The organism is Amycolatopsis umgeniensis (assembly GCF_014205155.1).
GTDB lineage: Bacteria > Actinomycetota > Actinomycetes > Mycobacteriales > Pseudonocardiaceae > Amycolatopsis > Amycolatopsis umgeniensis.
This window is the reverse complement of record NZ_JACHMX010000001.1, coordinates 7,799,679-7,823,019: the sequence shown is the minus strand read 5'-3', so window position 1 is coordinate 7,823,019 and position 23,341 is coordinate 7,799,679. Positions and strand designations below refer to the sequence as shown.

The following is a 23,341-nucleotide window of genomic DNA, read 5'->3' as shown; positions in this document are numbered from 1 at the left end:
CAGTGACGTACCGCGAGACCTGCCCTGACCGCCAAATAGCCTCCAGCGCCTGCGACTCGACGCTGCGTCCGGACGGTCCAGCACTCGGCGCAAGCAGACACTGGCTGGCTTGCTTGCCGGGTTGTCCGCAGTGGCGAGGTCGTGGTCAAGCTCCTGCGGTACGAGCCCCGGGCGAGTGGCTTCGCGCAGGAGGTCTCACGTGGGCATAAAGCAGGATGAAATGTCATTCCACCAACACTGGCGGGGCCGCAAATATCGTCTAGATCCTTCGGCTGCGTGCGTTAGCCCAGCACCTCTCGGGTAGGAGTTCGACCTCGACTCGAGCAGGGCGACGATTTCACCCCTCGTCCCTCGTACCGAAGATCGATCGCTGCTCGGCACGTGATCTTCCTCCGCGCCTATGACCGGATCCTCTACACAGAAGCCCTCGACTGAACCGGAACTACGGCCTCCACTTTCGCGCGAGCACCAAGGGCCAAGAAAGATCGAAAGTGACCCAGCTCAACGCGACACCCGAGTTGCCCCTGAAGATCTTGAGTCGCTCGAACAACGGAAACCTGACGAGTGAGAATCCGAATCTCGCGAAAGCGTCGACGTGATCGACCAAGTCCATTTCACTCAGAGCGTGGGCCCCGTCACGCTCACGGCATTCGACTCCTTTCTCCAGGCCGGCCGGCGATCCCTCGAACTCATAGGCCACGGAAACTCCCGGCGCGGAGTCGATCGACAAGAACGCCTGCACCTCTTCGACGAGGATCGTCAGGGACGGATCGCCTCGACGCGCAGAGCTGACCCGAACAGTCTGCGGAAGATCCGAGGACCCACTCTTGAGGACCGCTTCGAACGGCACATCAGCGTCACCCACCCGGACGTTCACTGCCCGGGTCAGCGCCTCGGCCCACAAATGCGCCTGCTCGGCCAAGGTCAGCTCTTCGTCGTTCATTTCAGTAACGCCTCGGCCCCTTCATGATGTGATAGTGCCGGAACCTTTTCGGTAGCTTCGAGTACGAGATACGGAACGTCGCGTTCTTCGACTTCTTGGCGACGCTCCAGCCGATCTTCAGCGTACGGCTCTTGTTGTTCCACTTTCCACCGGGAAGTAACTTGTGCAGTCGCTCACGGGTACGGTTCGGCATGGCGCTGCTGTTGCCGAACCGCTTGCTCATGAACCCGAGCCTTCGAGAGCGTGACACCACATTGCCGACGATGCGAGTGTAACGGGAGACGCCTTGGGTAAGTGCGACGGCGGCGAAGCTGGCGGCCCGGGCCCAGTTGCCTTGGATCGCGTTCCCCGCGGCAGCGATCCCCGCGGCAACGGTTCCGATCGGGCCTGGCACCCAGGAAACCCATTCGGCGATGGGGGTCACGACCCGGGCAACCGCCTTGACACCATTCCAGAGCGAGCCCCAGAACCCGTGGCCGTCGAGGTCGACACTGTTGATGGGGTCGCCGGCGACGTAGTCGTAGTCGTTGGCGGAGCCACCCTCTTCGGGATCGACGGAAAGGAACCGCCCGAGCAGCGGGCTGTACGGGCGTGCGCCCATCTGCACGAGCGACAGTGCGCCCGTGTGTTCATAGGGTCGCTGGTGTTGGCCAAGCCACCCGTAGTCCATCGAACCCGGTGAGTTGTCAGGGACGTTCTGCGGATCGACAGCACCCGTGGCGGTCAGCGGCTGGCCGTATGGGTCGTACGAGCGCAGGTCGCCGACCTGGTGCCCGGCTGTGTCGGTGGACAAGACCAGGTCGCCCCGGACTGACGGGTGGTCGTACGACGCAGTGAACGCGCCGTCGTTACCGGCTTTGCTGGTGTAGAGGACTCCGCCCGGAAGGGTCAGCGACAGCGAGGTGAGGCGGTTCTCTGCGTTGAGGGTCAGGTCCGCGGAGTCGCCGTCGCCGGTGAAGCCGTAGCGGACGACGGTGTTGTTGTCGCAGTCACGTGGGTCGCGGCGGACAATGCGGTCGGTGGCGTCGCGGGTGTAGGCGATGTCGGCGTTCAGTGCCGGGGTGGGGCCGGTGGTGCGAGCGCCGGTGTTGCGGTTGGAGCCGTCCCAGGTCAGCGTGGTGGTGCTGCCGTCTGCGGACTTCCAGCCGGTGGTGTTGCCGTCGGAGTCGTAGGCGAACCCGGTGAGGGTGGTGACGCCTTCGGTGGCCAGGATCCGGTCTGCGGCGTCGTAGCAGTAGCGGGTTTCCGCGGTTCCGGCCGCGGTTTGGTCGAGCAGCCGCATCCGGTTGGTGTTGAGTCCCGCGTTTGCCTGGGTGCCGACGGGGCAAGTCACGGACGCCGTGGAGGTGTAGTCGTAGGTGTAGTGATGACCGGTGACGTAGGCCTCGGTCAGGCGGCCGGCGCCGTCGTAGAGGTAGTTCGGGGCGTTCGGGCGGGCGTCGGTCCCGGCGAGGGACTCGTCGATGATCGTGCCCGCAGTGGTTCGGCCGACCTGGGAGACGATGTCCTTGCCGTCGCTGGTCTTCCAGCCTAGGGACAGCGCGCGAGCGGCGTTGTCCTTGGTCACCGATGCCAGCGAAGTGCCGTTGGCGTAGGTGACGGTGGCGAGTTCCCCGGCGTTGTCGTAGCCGACCGTGGCCAGGGTCGTGCCGTCGAGCTTCTGCGTCTGCACGCGTCCGGCGTCGTCGTAGGTGAACGAGACGGTCCGCGGCGCGTCGGCGGCGTCGGGCGGGGTGACGGTGGTCGAGGTGACGCGTCCGGCCTGGTCATAGAGGGTGCCCGTGCGGACACCGTTGACGTCGGTGTAGCTGGTGACCCGGCCTAGCAGGTCGGACGTGGTGGTGATGGTGCCTTTGTCGTCGGAGACCGAACGGGTGAGCGGATCCCCGCCAACCGCGTAGTCGTGCTTCACCGTCACTGCGGGCGAGGTGGCCGACGCCGGGACACCTATCTCGACGGGACGGTCGCGATTGTCGTAGGTGGTGCAGGTCCAGCCACCGCCGGTGGCCTCGGCCAGCACCCGGCCGGTCGCGTCATAAACCTGCTCGTCGACCCGCGCAGGTCCGGCGGCGGGTGCGGTGGAGGTGACCAGTTTGGCCATCCCGCCCTGGTTCACCGCGGCACTGCCGGGAACGCACGGGTTCGCGCGCGTCTCGGTATCGCCGTAGTAGGCGTAACCGGTCTTGGCACCGGTGGCCATGGTTTTGCCGGTCTTGCGCAGGTACCCGCTGCCTGGTGGCTCGTAGCCGACCGAGCCGTTGATCTTCAGCCCACCTGGGTTGCCTTGGCCGGAGGTGGCCAGGCCATAGACCGGGTCGAGCCCGTTCTCGTCGAATCGGGTGGTGCCGACCTTGTCCGCTACCCCGTCAGACTCGGCCGCGGTGGTGGAGGTGGTCAGTCCGTACCGTGGTTTGAGCTGCGCGCCGGGGACGGGTTCCTGTGTGCCGGAGGGAGTGGTCCAGTGCAGTTCGAGCTGGGCGGTCTGGTCGAACTCGTAGTAGTCGATCCGGATCCGCTTCGCAGCCCCAGAGGTCGTGTTGTTCACGACCCCGGTGCGCCACTTCGGGGTGGTGTTGATCCAGTCGTCGATGACGATCTGGTCGTCAACCCACACGCGGACCCCGTCGTCGGCCAGCACTCGCAGGGTGTAGTTCCCGGCTGCCGGGAACACGATGTCACCAGTGGCGCGCAGGGAGAAGTGGTCCGCGGGGATACCGTCGGCGGGCGCGGCGGTGTTCCAGTTCTTCACTAGCTGCCCGCCGGGGCCGCCGATGCCGGTGGTGTAGGTCTTCGGGGCGCCGGAAAGGCTGTCGTTGTCGTGATAGACGACGGACAGGCCGTTGACGCCCTCGTCGTAGCCGGTGTGTCCATGCGACATCCCGCACGTGCCGTTCGGCTGCTGGCCGTTGAAACACGACGCCGGTGCAGGGCCGTAGGAGTCGGTGGCGCGGTCGGCGTAGTCGTAGACCGTGGTCGCCTTGCGGCCAGCCGCGTCGGTGGTGGACAACGATTGGTCCTTCGCGCCCCATTCCTGTGTCGAGGTCTTGCCCGCGGCGTCTGTGGTGGACAGTGTGCGGTCGGCCTCGTCGTAGGTGACCTTGCTGGCGAACCCAGTGGCCGGGTTAAGGCCGGCTGTGTCGGTGAAGGAGGTGCGGTTGGCCGGGTCGTAGCGGTAGGTCGTTTTCGCCCTCGGCTGGCCCGGTGCCGGAGCCGGTTCGGTGACGTTGGCGACCTGGGTTTTGCCGTTCTGGTCGGCGTAACCGATGGTCGTGTAGTAGTCGATCAGGTTGCGGCTCGCCGGGTCTGCGGCGACCCAGTCGGTGACCAGCGGGCTACGGACGGCGGTGACACGACCGCCGCCGTCGTAGAGATAGTCGTTGTTCTCCGAACCCGGGTCCTCGATCCGGGCGAGACGGCCTTGGGCGTACCACAGGAACGTCTGGGATCCGTCCCAATAGGACACCCGGCAGAGCATCTGCGACGGCGCGAGTGTGTCGGTCCCGGTGGGCGCGCTGGTGCCGCCGTAGCAGTCGTCGCCGGCGCGGTTGTAGTGCAGGGTGTGCGCCCGGCCGGAGACCGGGTCCTTGATCTGCGTCAGCCGCGACGGGGTACCGGTGTAGATGTTCTGCAGGGCCGCCGGCTTGCGCGAGTCCGTGACAGAGGCTTGGGTGTCGAGCTTGCCGTCGGCGCGGAAGGTGAATACGTCTCCGCCGTCGCGCAGGGTGACGCGGCCGGTGGTGTCGAGGGCGAGGATGCCGTTCTCGTCCTGCGGCGGGGTATATCCGCCGGTGGACTTCTTGGTCCAAGTGTGCTTGGCGCCGGTGGCGTCAGTGAGCACGATGTTCTGGTCGGTGACCTTGGCTTCGGTGTAGCTGGTGCCGTCACCGTCGAGGTCGGCCGAGAGGGTCCAGCCCTGCGGCAGCGTGGGCAGATCGTTGGAGAACAGCCAGTCCGCTGGGACGATCTGCGGGGCGACGGTGGTGTTGTCGCTGGTCCGGACGAACAGCCTCATCTTCGCCGCGCCCGTGGCCTCGGCGTTCTCGACCTTGATCGGGACACGCTGGCCTGCGGTCAAGGTGACGTTGGTGGACTGGGTCCAGTTCACGTCACTCGGGGTGCCGATGTCGTAGACCTTGTTCCCGTTGATCCATACCACCGCGCCGTCGTCGTGCACCCCGGCGAACTGGTAGGTCCCGGCGACCGGGGCCTGGAAAAAGCCCTCCCAGCGGGCGACGAACCAGTCCGCGGGCAGCGCCGGCGCGAACGGTGAGTCAGTGCCCCAGTCGACGTTCACCTGCGGCTCGGTTCGGGTCAGGACCGGCTGCTGAGCGTCACTGATCAACCCGTTGTGCGACAGGTCGACGAAATACGAGGCTTTGAGGCCCTTGTTCTCCCGCTGCTGGGAGTTGAAGGTGAAGTTCAGCCCGGCGTTGCCGCCGACCGTGGTGAACGACGGCGTCTGCTGCGACAGCGAGGCGTTGCCGTTCGCCAGGTTCACCGTGACCGGGCCGGCGTCGTCGGTCGGGGACGGGCCGTGGTCTCCGATGCGCTGGTCGACCTTCAGGTGCGCGACCCACGTCGGGGTGATGGTGGTGGTGCCGCTATAGGTCATCGCCTGCCAGGTGTAGGCGACACCGTCCTGCAGGATCCCGGCCGGGACCGTCCACGTCGGTGTGGGCAGGCAGCCGGACTCGACCACGACCCCGGACTTGCCGTCCGCGCCGGTGGCGACGCGGAAGCAGTACTTGACCGCGTCACCGTCGGGATCGGTCACCGGCTTCACCGACAACGTCGGGGTCAACGTGGTCGACACCGAGTTGTCCGCGGGACCGACGAGCGTGGTCGCCGGGGCGGGGCTGCCAGTGTCGACGGTGAGGGTGGCGTTGAGGTTCTTGTAGGTCCAGGTTCCGGCGTTTTCGGCGCCGATCAGCATGAAGAACACCGAGCCGTCGCGGGCGTTGACCCGGTCGCGGATGAACCCGGTCAGCCCCTCTCCGACGAAGCTGCCGACATCACCGACCAGCGCGCTGGTCATGTAGCCGCCGACGCCGTTGAAGTTGAAGGCGGACGCGTGGTGCAGGTTTGCGTTCCAGGTCTTCAGCGAGCCGACGACGCTGGTGTTGCGGGTCAGGTCCATGCGGGCGCCGACGACGGTCTTGCCGAACAGCGGCGTGTAGTCCACGTTGAAGACGCTGCGGTTGTAGGTGTCGCCCTTGGCCTGACTGTTGCCGATCCGCAAGCCGCACGCGTCACAGTTCGTGCCGTCCGAACGGTACGAGTGCGATTCCTTGACCCCGTAGGTGAAGGTCGGGTCCACATAGACCGGGAAGACACGCTTGGGGTCGCGCAGCCAGTTCGCGTCGACGGCGACGGTGAGCCACCAGTCCGCCCCGGCCTGCTCGAGAGTGTAGGTGCCGCCGGTCATCGCCGGTGCGGTCTCGCCGTTGCCCGCGGAGTCCCAGGTCTCGATCGGCGGCATCACGATCTTCGCCGCACCCGCCTGATCGGCGAGGACGACGGTGCCGTTCTTGTCCAGTTTCGGTGTCAGGCCACCGGTGTTGAGCTTGAACTTCCACGACGACCGGCCATCGGCGGGCAGGCGCTTGAGCTTGATGGTCTCCTTGACCGCGCCCGGCGTGACCTCGTACTCCAAGTCCGTCCCGGCAGCGACCTCCGGATACGTAACAGAATCACCCTTCACCGCGGCGGTCGAGCCCGCTGCCTTGTCCATCGCGAGGCTGGCGGTGTGCCCGCCGGACTCGACCTGGAGCACGGCGGTGTCGTCGGCCTTCGTCGCCAGCGACGGGCTCAGCGGATGCTGATCCGCGTCGACGCGCTTCGTCGCGGGGTCGGTCGCCAGTGTGGTCTGGACCGGCTGCCAGTTCCCGGCCGCGTCCTGCACGTTCAGCGGCTGGTTCGACTGCTGCACCGACCGGGTGCCATCGGGGTTCTCATATTCGGTGACGAACGTCGACCGCGTTACCGGTTTCGACCGCTGTGGATCGAAATGACTGCCCGCGCCGCCGTCAAGCCGGGTACTGGCTCCGAAATCCGCCGTGGACGGTGCCTGCGGCGTGTCAGTGGCCGCGGCGGGCGAACCCAGCACTGGGACATTGCGTGGGTCGATGGGTGCGGGAGCCGCAGTGGCCTGGGGCGGCGCCGAAACCGCTTCAGTGCCGCTGATGACCAGCACGGCGATCAGCAGGAAGATGACGACTCTGATCCACCGGGTTCTTTCGACAGCGCGACGCAGCAGAAACACGAGCAGCCCCTCCCTCGCAGCGGGCAAGCCCGCTGCACCCATCCGGCCGCGTAGGCAGCGAGGCGTCGGGAATTCCACGCACCACGTCGCGATCCGGTTGGCCAGCAACTCCCAGCCGAACCGTGCATCGCTGCAACCACACACAGTCGTTACATCGCTTCATGAGGTGAAGCTCACAGTTGTCAACCCAGCGCCTGATCCAGTAAAAGCACAGGTCACAGCATTGCCCGCGTCGAGGCTCAGGCACGCTGCGCTCGCTCGATCAACCGCCATTGGGTGGATGAGGCCGAACCCGTTTCACCAGGAGATCCGTGAACCAGCACTCCCCCACCGCGTCCCGGTCCGACGAGCGATATGTGGTACGAAAGTCGGCACCCCGTGTTGCTCCACGCATCTGGAGCCGGTTCGGCCTCGTCGCACTGTGGCTGTTCACGATGGCGCCGTTCGGCCTAGCCCTGCTGGCGGCAGTGCGAGCCCCTCGGATGCATGTGCTACTCGACTACTGGCATGTACTGGCGAAGATCACGAATGATAACGGCAGCCTCTTGGCAGACCAGGTCTTCACCTACCACCTCGAGCAGCCCTTTGTGTTGCCATCATTGCTGTTCTGGGCGGACGCGGCGTGGTTCGGCGGAGACAACCGGGTCCTCACCGTCCTGACCGTCATCTTGATGGCAGGTGTCGTGCTGCTTCTGCGGTCGATGCTGCCCCCAGCAATGTCGCCAGCCTTAAAAGCCGTCTTGACCGGCGGATTCTCCTGGCTCTTTTTCAGTTCGCATGCCATGGAGTTGTGGCTTCAGGCAACGAATGGCATCAGCTGGGTACCCGCGGTGTTCTTCTGCGTGCTCGCCATCGCCTGCGCACACCGCGGGCTTCTCTGGGCAGCCATCGCCGCCGCTGCGCTGGGGTGTCTCAGTTTTGGTGCCGCGCTGCCGATCTGGTTTGCCCTGGCCCTGGTCTTCCTGTTACGCGGGGAATCTCGGGCACGCGTCCTGATCCCCGCCGCGATCGGTGTCGTCGTCATCGGAGCTTGGTTTCTCACCAAACCGTCGGATCGGCAATCCCTGGCCAGCGCAGCCTTCGATCCCGACGGCAGGATCTCCGTACTAGCCGCCGCTATCGGCGGCCTGTGGTCTGCCAACCTCGCCATCATCGCCGTGATCGCTGGTGGGGCAACGCTCGCCATGCTCTTCTTGCTCATCGGCAGATCGTTCATCAACCGGATCGAGGATGCCGATCGATCCACTATGGACGCTAGCTGGGCCGGTGTCGCGGTCTACTCTTTCGCGCTCGCAGGCATGCTCGCCCTCGGCCGCACCACCGGCCAAATACCTGGCGGCAACGTCGGCCTCATCAGCCGTTACGTCCTCATCGCCGCGCTCGCCACTAGCGCATTGCTCGCTTTAGCCGTCATGCATCGTCCACACTGGCCACTACGACATGTCGCCACCATCATCATTACCGTCAGCCTTGTCACGCATGCCATCGGCGGCGGCAAGGCCGACAACGTCCGGCGCGACTACGCACCATTGAACCTCGCCGCCATAGCCTTACGCGTCGACTCACCTACCGTGCTCGACACCCTCCACATACAACGCGGAGCATCCCAGGCAGCCCGCGCACTCGGTGCGTATCCGTTCAACGACTCCTTCACTCTCGCCTGCCACGGCCCCGAACTGGGTGACCAGCTCGACACCCGCGCCGCCATCGAGCTGTCCAGCACACACCCGACAGGCGGTGCCGTCGGCGCGGTCGACAGCCCAACCCTGACCGGAGACACGCTCATCACCGGATGGGCCGCAATCGACGGAGCACCACCTGACTGCATCCTCATCACTGACCCCAACGACACGGTCATCGGCGGTGGACTCACTGGCCTTCCCAACGGCACCGCGACAACCATGACCAGGCCAGACGGCACCGCCTGGCAAGCAGTCGCGCCACCTGGCGCCACCATCAGTGCTGTATTAGCGGCGCACGCCGGCAGGCTCTACAAGCTCCAACCCACGCGCTGAAACAGGCGCCAGGGACTGTAAAGGAGCGGTGTAAATCCCGATCATGGAAGTGTGCCTGATGACCGACATGATGTCTGGCGTGGAGAACGCTGAGGACTCGAAGCCCCTTGACCGGTCTGGATGGCTTGGACGAGCAGCTCATCGCGCAGTTGCTGAGCAGCGCCAAGGCCAGCGGGCTGAAGCTGACTGGTGAGGGCGGGGTGCTGCAGCAGCTGACCAAGCGGTTGCTGGAGTCCGCGCTCGAGGGCGAGATCACCGATCACCTCGGCTATCAGATCAGCGCGGTCGTCGGCGGCGGGCTCGCGCCGTTCATCATGGTGCTGCTGCTGGAATCCACCGGGACCTCGATGTCGGTTTCGCTCTACATCATCGTGCTGGCCCTGATCTCGCTCGGTTCGATCGGCCTGCTGGCCAAACGCGCCAAACGAGCCGCACAGTCCACTTCGGACTCAGACGACCGCGCGCGCGAAGCGGTCGGCGACCAGTCGTAGCCGCTCCTTGACCTCGTCCGGCGCCTCCTCCACGACGAAATCGACGTCCCAGTGGGCGAGGTAGTAGGGCATCACGGAAAGGTCGTTGGATCCGACCCTGACCCGGCAGGTGTGCTCGTCGATGGCTTCGATCGTCCCGACGGTCGGTGACACGTGCTCGGCGAGCGCTTCCGCCGAGGCGTGCACCCTCAGCACCATCTGGTACGGATACGGCGATGACGTGATCTTGCGGGAGACGTAGGCCGCGAGGTCCTCGGCGGGCGGTTCCCTGGGCGTGAAGCGGAAACTCGTGTCCGGGACGCCGTCGATGCGGTCGACACGGAAGGTCCGCCAGTCGTCACGGTCGAGGTCGAAAGCGACCAGGTACCAGCGGCGTCCGGTGTGCACCAGGCGCAGCGGCTCGATGTAGCGCTCGCTGACGTCGCCCTTGTGACTGCTGTACCCGAACCGGAGCCGCTGATGGTCACGGCACGCGGACGCGATGACCGTCAGCGCCTCCGCGTCGATGACCGGGACGACGCCGCCGAGCGGCATCATCGCGGTGTTCAGCGCGGTCACCCGGTGGCGCAGGCGGGCGGGCAGCACCTGCTCGAGTTTCGCGAGCGCGCGCACCGAGGTCTCCTCGATACCGGACACCGTCCCGTTCGCGGCCGTGCGGAGCCCGACGGCGACCGCGACGGCCTCGTCGTCGTCCAGCAGCAACGGCGGCAGCGCGGCCCCGGCGCCGAGCCGGTACCCGCCCGCGACCCCCGGTGTGGCATGCACCGGGTAGCCCAGCTCCCGCAGCCGCTCGACGTCACGCCGGACCGTGCGGACGTCCACCCGCAGCCGATCGGCCAGATCGGCACCCGGCCAGTCCCGCCGCGCCTGCAGCAGGGACAGCAGTCGCAGCAGCCGTGCCGACGTGCCCGTGGTCATCGGTTCGCTCGCTTCATGGGGAGGAGTGTGGCAGACATCGAGGACAGTTCCGGTCCGCATTGGCCTCGTGAGCGGTGGATGGTTACTGTAAGTCCGCCCCACGTGCACCAGCAGCCACAGCGGCCGCGCGAGTCCGTAAGGTGAGCCCCGTGATCGATCCCGCGCAACTCCTGTCCGTCGCCCGCGAGGAAGCCGAACTCGGCAAGGCCGAGGGCGGGGTCCCGATCGGCGCCGCGTTGTTCGACACCGACGGCGTCCTCCTCGGCCGCGGGCACAACCGCCGGGTCCAGGACGGCGACCCGTCGATGCACGCCGAGACCTCCGCGTTCCGGAACGCGGGCAGGCGGCCGCACTACCGGGACACGATCATGGTCACCACCCTCTCCCCCTGCTGGTATTGCAGCGGGCTGGTGCGCCAGTTCGGCATCGGCCGGGTGATCATCGGCGAGGCCACCACGTTCGAGGGCGGGCACGGCTGGCTCGAGGAGAACGGCGTCGAGATCACCCTGCTCGACGACCCGGCGTGCACCGCGTTGATGACCGAGTTCATCCAGGACCATCCGGAGCTGTGGTTCGAGGACATCGGCGTCCCGACGGAGAGCTAGTCCTCGGTCTCGAAGACGACCGTCCTGTTGCGCCCGGCGGCCTTCGCCGCGCGCAGCGCCTGATCCGCCGCGCCGACGAGCCTGTCGAGCGTGTCGCCGTCGGCGGGATGCGACGAGACCCCGATCGAGACGGTGGCCCCGGCGAACGTCCCACCCAGTGAGACGAACGTCGATGAGATCCGCAGCCGGATCCGTTCGGCGATCGCGTGCGCGTCGAACCGGCTCGTCCCGGGCAGCAGGACGACGAACTCTTCGCCGCCGAACCGGCCGACCAGATCCGCCGCGCGGACCTCCGCGCGCAAGGTGTCCGCCACGGCACGAAGGACGTCGTCTCCGACGTGCCTGCCGTGCCTGTCGTTGAGCCGGGCGAAATGGTCGAGGTCGAGCATCAGCAGCGAAAGATCGGCGCCACTGGCCCGAAGCAGGTCGAATTGGGTGCGGGCACCGTCCAACCAGGACGACGCCGTGAGCAGTCCGGTCCCGGCGTCCGTACTCGCGTGACCGCGCAGGGCGCGCATCGTCCCCGCCCGGTGCAGCACCACGAGCGCACCGGCGAGTACCACGGTGACGAACGGCCAGTCCACCGCCGACCACGCGAGCAGCAATCCGAACGCGACCATCGCCGCGTCGAAGGCGAATCCCGACGGTTCCGCCCCGAATTCGGCCGCCGGCGCGGCCAAAGCCGCGTCGACGGACAGGAACACCAGGCCGGTCGCGAAAACCAGGGCGAAACTTTCGAAATCCCTTGTCGCGTCGATGAACGGAGGCGCCCCCAGCAGCACCGGGATGATCGAGGCGCCGAGCGCCGAAAGCATGGTGGCGGAAGCCGCGAACACCTGGCGGTGCGGGATTCCTCGCCGGATCCGACACCAGCGGTAGCCCGCCGAGACGACGACGAGCACGGCGGCCAGCGCGGGCGGCAACAGCAGCGCGCCCGCGAAGATCCAGGCCGCGTCCAGTCCGGCGCCGAGGCGGGTGTCGGCGCGGGACCGCTCGACCGGACGCGAAACCTCCGAACTGAGGATCATTCCGCCCAGCAGTGCGAAAAACGGCAGCAGCGACGACGACGCGGGCGGCCGCAGCACGAAGAGGTAGGTGGTGGCGGCCAAAGCGGCCACATCAACGAGGAGCAGGTACCCGATCAGGCCCCGCCTGGGTAGTTCCCACAGGCTCCAGGTCCCCAGCATCCGCCGCGGCACGGCGAGCCGGTCTCTTCGGCCGCGGCTTCCGGTCGCCATCAGGGAGTCCCCCACCATTTCGGCAAACTAGCCGGTAATCGCGGTGGTGTCGATCCGCTTTCCGGGTCATGACCCCCCTACTAAGGTCGGTCGTTCCGGCCGGGAAATCCGGTGAATTCTTGACAGTCCTCAATGGTCTAGTCCACTGTGAGGGAGCACACAGTGACCTCCCGGTTGATACGCCGCGTCAAGACGGAGGTGCTCCACACCTGCGCGCATCGCTGCGCGCGTACCAGTTGGAGGACCGATGAATTCCTTACGACGCTGGGCAACACTGGTCACCACCGTCGGCGCCGCTCTCGCCACGGCCGTCGGCCTCGCCCCCGTCGCTTCGGCGGCCCCGGACGCGGTGCTGGCCTCGCCTTATCTGTACCAGTGGTCGGGACAGACGGACCCGATCGCCGCGATGAACGCCACCGGGGTCAAGGCCTTCACCCTCGCGTTCATCCTCTCCGACGGCGGCTGCAACCCGAAATGGGACGGCAGCCGTTCGCTCACCGGCTCCGACGCCACGATGATCAACAACATCCGGGCCAAGGGCGGCGACGTCATCCCGTCGTTCGGCGGCTGGTCCGGTACGAAGCTCGGCACGAAGTGCGGCACACCCGCGGCACTCGCCGGCGCGTACCAGAAGGTCATCGACGCCTACAAACTCAAGGCGATCGACCTCGACATCGAGAACACCGACGAGTTCGAGAACTACACCGTCCAGGACCGGATCCTGAACGCCATCAAGATCACGAAGCAGAAGAACCCCGGCCTGCGCGTGGTCATCACCATCCCGACCGAGGTCGGCGGCCCCAACGCGACCGGAAAGCGGCTGATCAACCAGTCGAAGGTGCTCGGCGCGGGTGTCGACGCGTGGTCGGTCATGCCGTTCGACTTCTCCAGCGGCGGTGACATGGCGGGCAAGACCCGCAGCGCCGTGGACGGGCTGAAGAACGTCGTGAAGTCCACCTTCGGCCTGAGCGACGACGCGGCCTACCGGCGCAGCGGACTCTCGTCGATGAACGGGAAGACCGACGTGGCGGGCGAGACCGTCAGCGTCGCCGACTTCCGGGCGATCCGCGACTACGCGGCGAGCAAACATCTCGCGCGGCTGTCGTTCTGGGCGGTGAACCGCGATTGCAACAACTGCGCGGGAATCGCACAGGGCAAGTACGACTACACGAAGATCGTGGCGGGTTACACCGGCTGACTTCCGTTCCCCACCGGTGTCAGTACGTGAAGGCCTCCTTCCCTACGCTCAAAGTAGGGAAGGAGGCCTTCACGGCGCTTCGCCGACGGTCCCGATCAGCGGCCGCAGTCCGGCTCGGTGTTCAGCGGACGCCCCCGCGACCACACGAGGTCGACCGGATGCACCGAACCGTCCGGGTCGATGGACAGGATCGGCAACGCCTTGTCGAGCTGGTTCCCCGTCGTCTGGTCGAACGCCACGAATCCGGTGGCGCCGGGCACCGGCGAGTTGCAGTCGATGCTGCGCAACACATTCGCCACCGAAACCGGATCCGCCGACACGTTCTGCACGGCCGCCTCGACAGCCGCGGCGACGGCGTCGTGCTCGATCATCGCGGCACCGTCCCACAGTTCACTCTTCGGAAAACCGTGGGTGCCGGTGAATTCGGCGACGAAGTTGTCGTGGTTCTTCTTGTACGTCGGATACGCCGCGTCCGAGGTGAACATATCCCACTGGTCGGGATAGGCGAGCGCCGTGTAGCGGAGCCGGACGCTGATGTCCTTGTTCAGCGCCAAAGGGTTCCCGGCGAGTGTGCTCGCGTCGTCCCCGGTCATCACGGTCACCGAATCGAGTCCTTCGCAGGCGCCGTCCCCGGCCAGCGCCGCCACGAGCGCGCCGAGATCGAGCCCGCGGCCCGCGAAGTAGATCAGATCGGGTTTCGCGCCGCAGATGTCGTTGTGCCATCTGCTGAACAGGCCCCGCAGATACGCCTCGCGCGAGGTGTCGGCGAGCGGTTTGACGTCGTAGGTCTTCGTGAAGACGACCGGGATCTTCGACGTGTTCTGGAAGGCCTCCGCGAGCGTTGTCGCGTAGGTGTCCTCCTTGCTGACTCCCTGGATCATCATCACGCGACGGAAACCGTGCGCGGCGATGTACCCGGCCGCGGCACGGGCTTCGTCGGTGTTCGTCGGGCCCACACGGAAGAAGTTGTCGATCCGCGCGCCCTTCAAATCCGTGTTCATGTTGTCGGCGGTGGGGGTCGCGCCGATCGTGGCGATCCCGTGCTGGGACAACTCGGCCACCAGGGCCCGGCTGTTCTCCGAACTGTTGCCGACGGCGGTGACGGCCACGATGCGCTGGGCGGCGGCCGCGGCGACGATCTCCTCGGCGGCGGCACGCCAGTGGTCGGCGTTGCTCCCGTAGTTGGCCAGCAGCAGTTTGATCCCCGGTGGCCCGTTCTTCGGCCAGGCGGCGGTGATCGCGCCCTGGACCTCACGCCGGATGAAGGGGAACGGCTGGCTGTCGACCTTCGGGTCGGGGGACAGATTCTCCAGCACCACGATGGTCTTGAAGTTCTCGCCCACCGCCTCGTTGCGGCTCTTGATGAGCTTTTCCAGCGGTTCGAGCGGATCGTCGTCCCGCATCGGGCCGGAGTCGAGGTTCAACCCGACGCACACGTACGACGAGCCTGTCGACTCCTCGTCCGCGTACACCGAGCGCAGCCCGGCACCACACGACTCCCACGGCCTGAGTATCACCAGCGTGGCACCCACCAGCACGAGCACGACGGCGATCAGCAGCGCTCGATGACGGCGTGCCCAGCCGCGGGGCCGCACCGGCGGTCCCGTCGCCGCGCGTTCGCGGGCCTCGGGCATATGGGTTTTCAACGAATCGAGCCAAGACACAACGGGGTTCCGTTCGGGGTTCAGGGGAATTCGCCGCGACGGGCGGCTTCCTTGGCCGACACGAGCGCGCCGACATCGGGCTGATGCGAGGTGGTGGCCAGCGCGGCGAAGGCGTTCGCGATCACCCGGTGCTGTTCCTGCCCGCGGACCGCGAACGGGTTGGCGGTCAGCCATCCCGCCGCGATGAGCCGGGCGACGTTGTTGCGGATCTCGGACCGGTCGGCGGGACGGCGCGCGATGTCCAGGTTGACCAGTTCCTCGTACAGCTCCCCGTGATCCCGCTCGGGCGGCAGATCGTCCGGCGCGTTCAGGACGAGCTCGAGCTTCGCGACCCATTCCGCGTGCGGGATCCGGTTGAACTCGCGCTCGAAGAACGTGACCACCTCGCCGATGTCGCCCAGCGCGAGGTTGCAGTAGGCGAGGCGCACCGGATCCTGCGCGGTGTCCGGATCGTCGCGCAGGGCCATGAACTGCTCGGTGTAGGTCGGCCCGGCGCCGCGCCGGGCCAGCGCGGACACCAGGTTCGCGGCGATCCACGGATGCAGGGCCGCCTGGTCGTCGGTCGTGCCCTTCGAGTTCTTCGCCGTCACCCACAGCGCGGTGCGCAGCTCGGTCAGGATCCGCCCGACATGCGGCTGGTCGATCCGGCTCTGCGCGGCGTCCGGGATCAGCCAGGGCGCGGTCGCGAACGGGGCCGCGGTCACGAAGTCGTCGATGTGGACGCCGTCGAGGTGCTCGGTCAGATCGAGCTCGGTCAGCCTGCGGTAGCAGGGATCCTGCTCACCGAGGGGATCGGTGATGAGCAGGTCGCGGTCGCCTTCCCGCGCGTCGCTGGCCCGCAACCGTTTCGCGAGCTGCTCGACCGCCGCGGGCAGCCCGCCGGTCGCCCGGTGCGCGAGCGCGACCTTCGGGGTCAGCGCGCCGGAATCGAGGACACGCGCGATCCGCCCGATCGGCTGCGGCGAGATCCGGACGGGGTAGTAGGGCGAGTCGAGCGCGCCGTGGGCCGGGTGCGCCCAGTCTTCGTACGAGGCCTCCTCGCAGTCCGCCATCGGCCGGACGGCGGCCGGGGCGCCGGACGCGGGTTTCCACGGCGCCAGCCACGCGGTGCCCCAGTCGTCATGCCACCGGCCGCTGGTGGCGACGACCAGCAGCGCGTCGTGGGCCTCGCGGTCGTTCGGATGCTGGACGGCATGCCGTTCCCGTGCGGCGATCAGATCGGCGAGGAACTCGGTCCCGCCGGGATGGTCGACGTCGTCGAGGGCCACGACCCAGTTGTGCCAGTGCTTGCGCTGCTGCGAGATGTCGCAGTCGCAAGGGCTCTTCTCCTCCGGTCTGGCCATCCGCGGATGGTTCTCCCGGACGTCGCCGAGGAACGCCGCCATCAGCCACTCGGTGACGGCCTTGGCGTCACGGGCGCTGCCGTGCGCGAGGCGGTTGAGTTCGAGCAGCGCGTCGAACGGGGACCGTCCCTCGGCGTTGGGGAAGTCGGCCAGCGAGCGCAGTGCCTTGCCGAGCCTCGGCCGGATGTTCCGGACCAGATGCGGGAACGTCTGGCGGAACAACTCCGCGTACGGGGGTTCGACGAGGCCGGTCGCCTTCGCCGTTTCCGTCAGCGTGTCGAGCGCTTTGTCGAGCGCCGGCGTCCAGATGATCCCGTGGAAACTGGTGATCAACGACTTCAGTTGCGCCAGGTCTTCGTCACGTTTTCGCCCGGAAGTTCCGCCTGAACTGCGATCAACGCAATGGTGAAACGAACGAACTGCGGTTTCGGCCGATTTCGCCATTTCCTCGACAACGAGTACGCCAGTTTCGTGAGCACGTCGATCGTGCCCGCTCTGCCGCCCTGCCCGAAATCGAATCCGGCGTGGACGACACCCCAGCCCAGGTCACGGCGGATCGCTTCCAATGCCGTGGTCTTTCCCGAACCGACCGGTCCGAGCAGCAGCGTCACCGGCTGCTGGCGGGACGGGTTCCCCGTCTCGCGGTTGATGAGCATTCTCCGGGCGAGCTGCACCGCGGGAGAATGTCGGTCCACACTCATTTTTCCTGTTCAGCCCCTAGCTGTGCTCCGACGGGGAATGGAGAGTGCGGACCATCGTAGGTACCCGGGGGAAGCCGGAACACAGGAACAATCACACCAGACACGAAAGGACGAAATCCGGCGGGAATCGTAATTCTTTTTCGACGGTGAGCGATACCGCCTCTTCACCCGATCGGCGCTAGCCGCCCCATTGCGGCCGACGGCCGCCGCCTTGGTAACCGCCGGGATATCCGCCGTAGTACCAGTCGTAGTACCAATCGTGGTCGCGATGCCCGGCGCGCGGATCCCGCCTTTCTTCGGGGGCGGGGACGGGCGTCGGCGTGGGAGACGGCGTCTCCGAACCGTTCATCGACGCGGTCAGTGGCGGCGGGGGCGCGACGCTGCCGCCCGCCGGCCCCGACGGGACGGGTGAAGGCACCGCGTCGTCCGGGACCTCGACGGCCTGCGGGGCGATGGTCAGCGACGGCGGCGGGAGCGGCATTCCCGGGATGACCTCGGCCGAGTCGGCCGGGGTGAGCAGCACGGCCAAGAGGCCACCGACGACGACGCCACCCGCAGAAAGCGCCGAAATCCGCCGGAGCTTCCCGCTTCCGGGACCGGTGACGAGCGGGGCCCGGTGCTTCGGCCCGCGCGGTCCCCGGCGACGGGGTGCCGCGCCGGCCTTCCGCATCAGCTCGCTCAGGGCGTCCCCACCGTTGTCGCGGCGAGCCGTGCGTGCCATCGGCACCTCCAAACCCCGGTCCGTCGCTCAGCGCGACGGCCTCATCCCGGGGTGGATCCTAGGAACGCGGGAGCCGGTTGTAAACGGTTGCCCGTCCACAGCGGACAGACGTGCGGTGAAGGGTCAGGCAGCCGCGGTGACCGCGATCGCGTGTCGTCCATTCCATCACGCGTGTCGTCCGTCCGACCCCAGGTGTTCTCTCCAGCGCGCATGTGCTCGGACGGCACACGTGATCAGGTGGACGACACGCGTGACTGGGCGGACGACTCGCCGGTGGATCAGGCAGCCGCGGTGACCGCGATCGCGGCCTCGCCCGCTTCGGTCAGCTCGGCGGGCACGCGACCGGTGACGGCGGAGAGACCGGTGGACTCGGCGGGGCGGATGTAACCGCCGTGGGCGAGGGCGTGCGCGGTCATCTGGTCACAACAGGCGAACCCGTCGATGAAGAGGTCCGGCTCGCAGCTGCACGACATCTGGGCTCGGCGGGCCGCGACCGCTCGCAGCATCGCCATGGCTCGATGGGACAACTCGACCTCTGAACCGGACACCGGATTACCTCTCTCGATCAGCCACCCGAATCAGCAGCACTTACACCGTGTTATCGGTCGCTGCTCCATCAGTGTTAACAAGATCTCAGACGTTCCCGGGATTCTCTACGTTCCGTTCGATCTTCTTGCTTTTTGCCAGCACCAAGGTGGGCTCCAGAACCCTGGCCCACTGGGCGACGATCTGCTTGCGGCGCTTCGTGTCGTCGGTCAGCAGATTCGCCAGCCCGAGGCCCCGGGCAAGATCGAGAGTGGCCTGGACCAGCTCACGGACACCCTCGTGGGACTCGTCGACGCCGAGAAGTTCGACGGTCACCCGGTGTGCTTCCCTGCCGACCCGCGCCTCCAGCGGCACCAGGGTCGCGCGCAGCCCTTCGTCGGTCGACGCCGCGACCCACAGGTGGAGCGCGGCGCGGAACATCGGCCCGCTGTAGAGGTTGAGCACCATGTCGACGGCCCGTTCGATCCGCGACCGCCCCGACGGCAGTTCCGCCGCGCGGGCGCGCAGTTCCACGATCTGGATCTCGCCGACGTGCTCGACCGCGGCCGCGACCAGGTCTTCCCTGGTCGGGAAGTGGTGCTGGGCGGCACCGCGCGAGACCCCGGCACGTTCGGCGATGACCGCCACCGTGGTCCCGTTCCAGCCCAGCTCCCCGATCGTCTCGACGGCGGCCTCGACCAGCCGCCGCCGAGTCGTCCGGCTGCGTTCCTGTTGCGGTTCGCGGATCATCGCCGCTCTTCGACCCAGAAATCGAGCTGCAGGTCTTCCTCGGACCCGCCGACGCGGTACTTCGAGAAGTCCGTGACCCCCTCGGCGGCGAGCACCTCGTCGTCGAGATAGAAATTTCCCGACGCCTCACGGCTCGGTTTGGTGAGGATCGCGTGCGCCGCGTCCGCCATGATCTCCGGCGTCCGCGACTTCGCCGCCAGTTCGGCGCCGACGACGTTCCGGATCGCGGCCGTGTCGATCGTGGTGCGCGGCCACAACGAGTTCGCCGCGATCCCGAACTGCCGCAGTTCCGCCGCCAGCCCGACGGTCACCAGGCTCATCGAGTACTTCGCGATGCTGTACGCGAGATGCCCGGCCTGGAACCATTTCTCGTCGAGGCTGATCGGCGGCGACAGCGTCAGGATGTGGGCGTTGTCCGCCAGTTTCAGATACGGGATGGCGAGTTTCGACAGCAGGAACGATCCGCGCGCGTTGATGTCCTGCATCAGGTCGTAGCGCTTCATGCTGACCGACTCGGTCGGCGTCAGATCGATCGCGCTGGCGTTGTTCAGCACGATGTCGATGCCGCCGAACTGCTCCGCGGTCCGCGCGATCGCAGCCTCGACCGAGGTGTCGTCGCGGACGTCGCCGACGATCGGCAACGCCTGCCCGCCCGCGTCCTCGATCGCCTTGGCCGCGGTGTAGACGGTGCCCGGCAGTTTCGGGTGCGGCTCAGCGGTTTTGGCCAGCAGGGCGATGTTCGCCCCGTCGCGGGCGGCGCGGACCGCGATGGCCTCGCCGATCCCGCGGCTGCCACCGGAAATGATGATCGTTTTGCCATTGAGCGTGCTCATGGACGCCTCCTCAGTAGGAGCGGGGCAGGCCGAGGCTGTGCTGGCCGACGAAGTTGAGCACCATCTCGCGGCTCACCGGCGCGATCCGGCCGAGCCGGACGGCCGCGACCAGCGTGCCCAGCCCGTACTCGCTGGCGAGACCGTTGCCGCCGTGGGTCTGCACGGCCTGGTCGACGGCGCGGATCGCGACCTCGGCGGCCGCGTACTTCGCCATGTTCGCCGACTCGCCCGCGCCGAAGTCGTCGCCGGAGTCGTAGAGCGACGCCGCCTTCTGCGTCATGAGCTTGGCCAGTTCCAGCTCGATCTTGATCTCGGCCAGCGGATGCGCGAGACCCTGGTGGGTGCCGATCGGCTCGCCCCGCCACACCTTGCGCTCGTTGGCGTAGGCGACGGCCTTGCCCAGCGCGTACCGCGCGATGCCGAGCGAGAACGACGCGCCCATGATGCGTTCGGGGTTGAGCCCGGCGAACAGCTGCGCGATCGCCGCGTCCTCCTCGCCGACCAGCGCGTCGGCGGGCAGGTGGACGTCGTCGAGGAACAGGCCGAACTGCTTCTCCGGCGAGACGATGTCCATCTCGATCTGCTTGTACTCGAAGCCGGGCGAGTCGGTCGGGACGATGAACAGCGCGGGCTTGAGCTTGCCGGTCTTCGAGTCCTCGGTGCGGCCGACGACCAGGACGGCGTCCGCCTCGTCGACACCGGAGATGTAGACCTTCCGTCCACTGAGGACCCAATCGCCGCCGTCGCGTTTCGCGGTGGTGGTGATCTTGTGGGAGTTCGACCCGGCGTCCGGTTCGGTGATCGCGAAGACCATCCGCCTGCTGCCGTCGGCGATCCCGGGCAGCCAGCGCTTCTTCTGCTCGTCGGTGCCGAACCTCGAGATGACCGTCCCGCAGATCGCCGGCGACACGACCATGAGCAGCAGCGGGCAGCCCGCCGCGGCGAGTTCCTCCAGCACCGCGGCCAGATCCGCGATCCCCGCTCCCCCTCCGCCGTACTCCTCGGGCAGGTTCACGCCGAGGTAGCCCAACCGTCCGGCCTCGGCCCACAGTTCCTCGGTCTTGAGCCCGGCGCGGGCCTGCTTCGAGTAGTACTCGTGCCCGTACTTCTTGCCGAGTTCGGCGACCGCCGCCCGCAGCGCGGCGCGCTCCTCGGGCTCGGTGAAGTTCATCGCGTTCATTCGTTCTCTCCTACCACCGCGAGGATCGTGCCCACTTCGACCTGTTGTCCGACGACCACCGGGAGTTCGGTCACGACGCCGTCGGCGGGCGCCGCGATCCGGTGTTCCATCTTCATCGCTTCCAGCCACAGCAACGGATCGCCGGTCTTGACGGTGTCACCGGCCTCGACAGCGAGCCGGACGACCGTGCCCGGCATCGGCGCCACGAGCGAACCGGCGGCGAGCGCCGCGTCCGGATCCGCGTACCTCGGCACCACGGTCAGTTCCACGGTGCCTTCCGGCGAATCGACGTACACGGCGCCGTCGTAGCGCGCGACGGTGAACTTCCGCCGTACCCCGGCGACCTCCAGGACGACACTGCCGCCATCGGCCGAAACCAGTTCGACGCCTGCGAAACCGTCGGCGCGCAGGCCGTCACGGCCGAGGGTGTAGACAACCTCGATTTCGTCTTCGCCCTGGAGGAAGCGTTTGCGCTGCCCTTGCGAGCGGACATTGCGCCAACCGCTCGGCAGCCGTCCCTGAACCCGGGCGCCCGAGCGGTTCACCGCGGCGCCCGCCAAAGCGGCCGCCAGCGCGGAAATCCGTACGGTGTCCACAGTGGCCAGTGGCTTCGCCAGCGTGTCCAGGCCGTGCCGATCGAAAAACGCCGTGTCGGTCTCGCCCGCGAGGAAGGCCTCGTGCCGCAGCACGTTCACCAGCAGATCGCGGTTGGTCACCACGCCGTGGATCTCCGCACCGGCCAGCGCTCCGGCCAAGGCCCGCGCCGCACTCCGGCGATCCGGGGCGAAGGCGATGACCTTGGCGAGCATCGGGTCGTAGTGCACACCGACGGTCTGGCCGCTGACGAACCCGGAGTCGAGCCGGACACCCGGTCCCACTTCGAATTCCCGCTGCGCGGCGGGAAGCTCGAAGCGATGCAAAGTGCCGCTCTGCGGCTGCCAGCCCGCGGCCGGGTCTTCGGCGTAGAGCCGGACCTCGATCGCGTGGCCCCGGGTCTCCGGCTCCTCGATCGGCAGGTGCTCGCCCTCGGCGATCCGCAACTGCAGCGCGACGAGGTCGAGCCCTGTCGTGACCTCGGTGACCGGGTGCTCCACCTGGAGCCGGGTGTTCATCTCGAGGAAGTAGAACCGCCCGTCCGGTCCGGCGAGGAACTCGACCGTTCCTGCGCCGACGTAGTCGATCGCCTGCGCGGCCTTGCGCGCGGCGTCGAACAAGGCCTCCCGCATGGCTTCGTCGACGAACGGCGACGGCGCCTCTTCCACGACCTTCTGGTGACGGCGCTGGATCGAGCACTCCCGCTCCCCCACCGCCCACACCGTGCCGTGGGTGTCGGCGAGCACCTGGACCTCGATGTGGCGCCCGGTCTCCAGGTACCGCTCGCAGAACACGGTCGGGTCCCCGAAGGCCGAAGCGGCCTCCGCGCTCGCTCCTTCGACAGCCTCGGCGAGCTCGCCCAGCGAGCGCACGACGCGCATCCCGCGTCCGCCACCACCGGCGGATGCCTTGACCAGCAAGGGAAGATCGGCTTCGGTGACCTCGGCCGGGTCCAATTCGGACAGGATCGGGACACCGGCGTCGGCCATCATCCGCTTGGACTCGACCTTGGAGCCCATGCTCTCGATGGCCTCCGGCGGCGGGCCGACCCAGGTGAGCCCGGCGTCGAGGACGGCGCGGGCGAACGCGGCGTTCTCGGAAAGGAAGCCGTAGCCGGGGTGGATCGCGTCGGCGCCGGTCTCGACGGCCGCCTTGATCAGCAGCTCGGCCCGCAAGTAGGTGTCGGACGGCGCGTTGCCCGGCAACCGGACGGCGACATCCGCCTCGGCGGTGTGCGGCGCGTCGGCGTCCGCGTCGGAGAACACCGCGACCGTGCCGATCCCGGCGTCACGGCAGGTGCGGAACACGCGGCGGGCGATCTCCCCGCGGTTGGCGACCAGGAGTTTCTCGATCACTTGAG

General features: G+C 67.5%; 16 protein-coding genes and 1 pseudogene. 4 read left to right on the top strand and 13 right to left on the bottom strand.

Going from position 1 to position 23,341, the window contains the following annotated elements; all coding sequences use genetic code 11:
• Window positions 1-442: 442 nt before the first annotated feature.
• Window positions 443-943: a hypothetical protein gene (locus HDA45_RS36465; RefSeq protein ID WP_184903162.1), complete on the bottom strand. Its 501-nt coding sequence runs from the start codon at window positions 941-943 to the stop codon at window positions 443-445.
• 1 nt (window position 944) lies between these two features.
• A complete protein-coding gene (locus HDA45_RS36460; RefSeq protein ID WP_378317263.1) occupies window positions 945-7,136 on the bottom strand; it encodes a PA14 domain-containing protein in 6,192 nt (2,063 codons plus the stop codon).
• A gap of 551 nt (window positions 7,137-7,687) precedes the next feature.
• On the opposite strand from HDA45_RS36460, the gene HDA45_RS36455 reads away from it, so the two are divergent.
• Together HDA45_RS36455 and HDA45_RS43290 are read left to right on the top strand one after the other, a co-directional pair.
• Window positions 7,688-9,220, top strand: a complete 1,533-nt coding sequence (locus HDA45_RS36455; RefSeq protein ID WP_246480905.1) for a DUF2079 domain-containing protein — start codon at window positions 7,688-7,690, stop codon at window positions 9,218-9,220.
• 58 nt (window positions 9,221-9,278) lie between these two features.
• Window positions 9,279-9,519 (top strand): annotated as a pseudogene (locus tag HDA45_RS43290) (IS256 family transposase); the annotation flags it as partial.
• A gap of 150 nt (window positions 9,520-9,669) precedes the next feature.
• Here HDA45_RS43290 and HDA45_RS36440 read toward each other — a convergent pair.
• Window positions 9,670-10,629, bottom strand: coding sequence for a helix-turn-helix transcriptional regulator (locus tag HDA45_RS36440; RefSeq protein WP_184903157.1), 960 nt, complete (start codon window positions 10,627-10,629; stop codon window positions 9,670-9,672).
• 140 nt (window positions 10,630-10,769) lie between these two features.
• Between HDA45_RS36440 and HDA45_RS36435 the strand changes: the two genes are divergently transcribed.
• On the top strand, window positions 10,770-11,234 hold the full coding sequence (locus tag HDA45_RS36435; protein ID WP_184903155.1) for a deaminase: 465 nt from the start codon (window positions 10,770-10,772) through the stop codon (window positions 11,232-11,234).
• On the opposite strand, the gene HDA45_RS36430 is transcribed toward HDA45_RS36435, so the two are convergent.
• On the bottom strand, window positions 11,231-12,490 hold the full coding sequence (locus HDA45_RS36430; protein WP_246480903.1) for a GGDEF domain-containing protein: 1,260 nt from the start codon (window positions 12,488-12,490) through the stop codon (window positions 11,231-11,233). The genes HDA45_RS36435 and HDA45_RS36430 overlap by 4 nt on opposite strands.
• A 229-nt stretch (window positions 12,491-12,719) precedes the next feature.
• Here HDA45_RS36430 and HDA45_RS36425 point away from each other — a divergent pair, with 229 nt between their 5' ends.
• The gene (locus tag HDA45_RS36425) at window positions 12,720-13,670 is read left to right on the top strand and encodes a chitinase (protein WP_184903153.1); all 951 of its coding nucleotides are present in this window, start codon (window positions 12,720-12,722) and stop codon (window positions 13,668-13,670) included.
• A 95-nt stretch (window positions 13,671-13,765) separates the two neighbouring features.
• Here HDA45_RS36425 and HDA45_RS36420 read toward each other — a convergent pair whose 3' ends face one another.
• The 9 genes from HDA45_RS36420 to HDA45_RS36385 all read right to left on the bottom strand — a co-directional run bounded on the left by HDA45_RS36420 (window position 13,766) and on the right by HDA45_RS36385 (window position 23,336).
• Window positions 13,766-15,334: an ABC transporter substrate-binding protein gene (locus tag HDA45_RS36420; RefSeq protein ID WP_343072224.1), complete on the bottom strand. Its 1,569-nt coding sequence runs from the start codon at window positions 15,332-15,334 to the stop codon at window positions 13,766-13,768.
• 20 nt (window positions 15,335-15,354) lie between these two features.
• The gene (locus HDA45_RS36415; protein ID WP_246480901.1) at window positions 15,355-17,010 is read right to left on the bottom strand and encodes a hypothetical protein; all 1,656 of its coding nucleotides are present in this window, start codon (window positions 17,008-17,010) and stop codon (window positions 15,355-15,357) included.
• Between the two features lie 5 nt (window positions 17,011-17,015).
• Window positions 17,016-17,378, bottom strand: a complete 363-nt coding sequence (locus HDA45_RS42600; RefSeq protein ID WP_246480900.1) for a hypothetical protein — start codon at window positions 17,376-17,378, stop codon at window positions 17,016-17,018.
• Window positions 17,379-17,556: 178 nt separating this feature from the next.
• Window positions 17,557-18,099, bottom strand: coding sequence for a hypothetical protein (locus tag HDA45_RS36410; RefSeq protein WP_246480899.1), 543 nt, complete (start codon window positions 18,097-18,099; stop codon window positions 17,557-17,559).
• Window positions 18,100-18,377: 278 nt separating this feature from the next.
• The gene (locus HDA45_RS36405; protein WP_101606846.1) at window positions 18,378-18,647 is read right to left on the bottom strand and encodes a hypothetical protein; all 270 of its coding nucleotides are present in this window, start codon (window positions 18,645-18,647) and stop codon (window positions 18,378-18,380) included.
• A gap of 85 nt (window positions 18,648-18,732) precedes the next feature.
• The gene (locus HDA45_RS36400) at window positions 18,733-19,374 is read right to left on the bottom strand and encodes a TetR/AcrR family transcriptional regulator (RefSeq protein ID WP_184903151.1); all 642 of its coding nucleotides are present in this window, start codon (window positions 19,372-19,374) and stop codon (window positions 18,733-18,735) included.
• The gene (locus HDA45_RS36395; protein ID WP_184903149.1) at window positions 19,371-20,207 is read right to left on the bottom strand and encodes an SDR family oxidoreductase; all 837 of its coding nucleotides are present in this window, start codon (window positions 20,205-20,207) and stop codon (window positions 19,371-19,373) included. Before HDA45_RS36395 ends, HDA45_RS36400 begins: the two co-directional genes overlap by 4 nt.
• A 10-nt stretch (window positions 20,208-20,217) precedes the next feature.
• A complete protein-coding gene (locus HDA45_RS36390) occupies window positions 20,218-21,387 on the bottom strand; it encodes an acyl-CoA dehydrogenase family protein (protein WP_184903147.1) in 1,170 nt (389 codons plus the stop codon).
• Entirely contained in the window at window positions 21,384-23,336 is a 1,953-nt protein-coding gene (locus HDA45_RS36385; RefSeq protein ID WP_184903145.1) for an ATP-binding protein, read from the bottom strand. Before HDA45_RS36385 ends, HDA45_RS36390 begins: the two co-directional genes overlap by 4 nt.
• Window positions 23,337-23,341 lie beyond the last annotated feature (5 nt).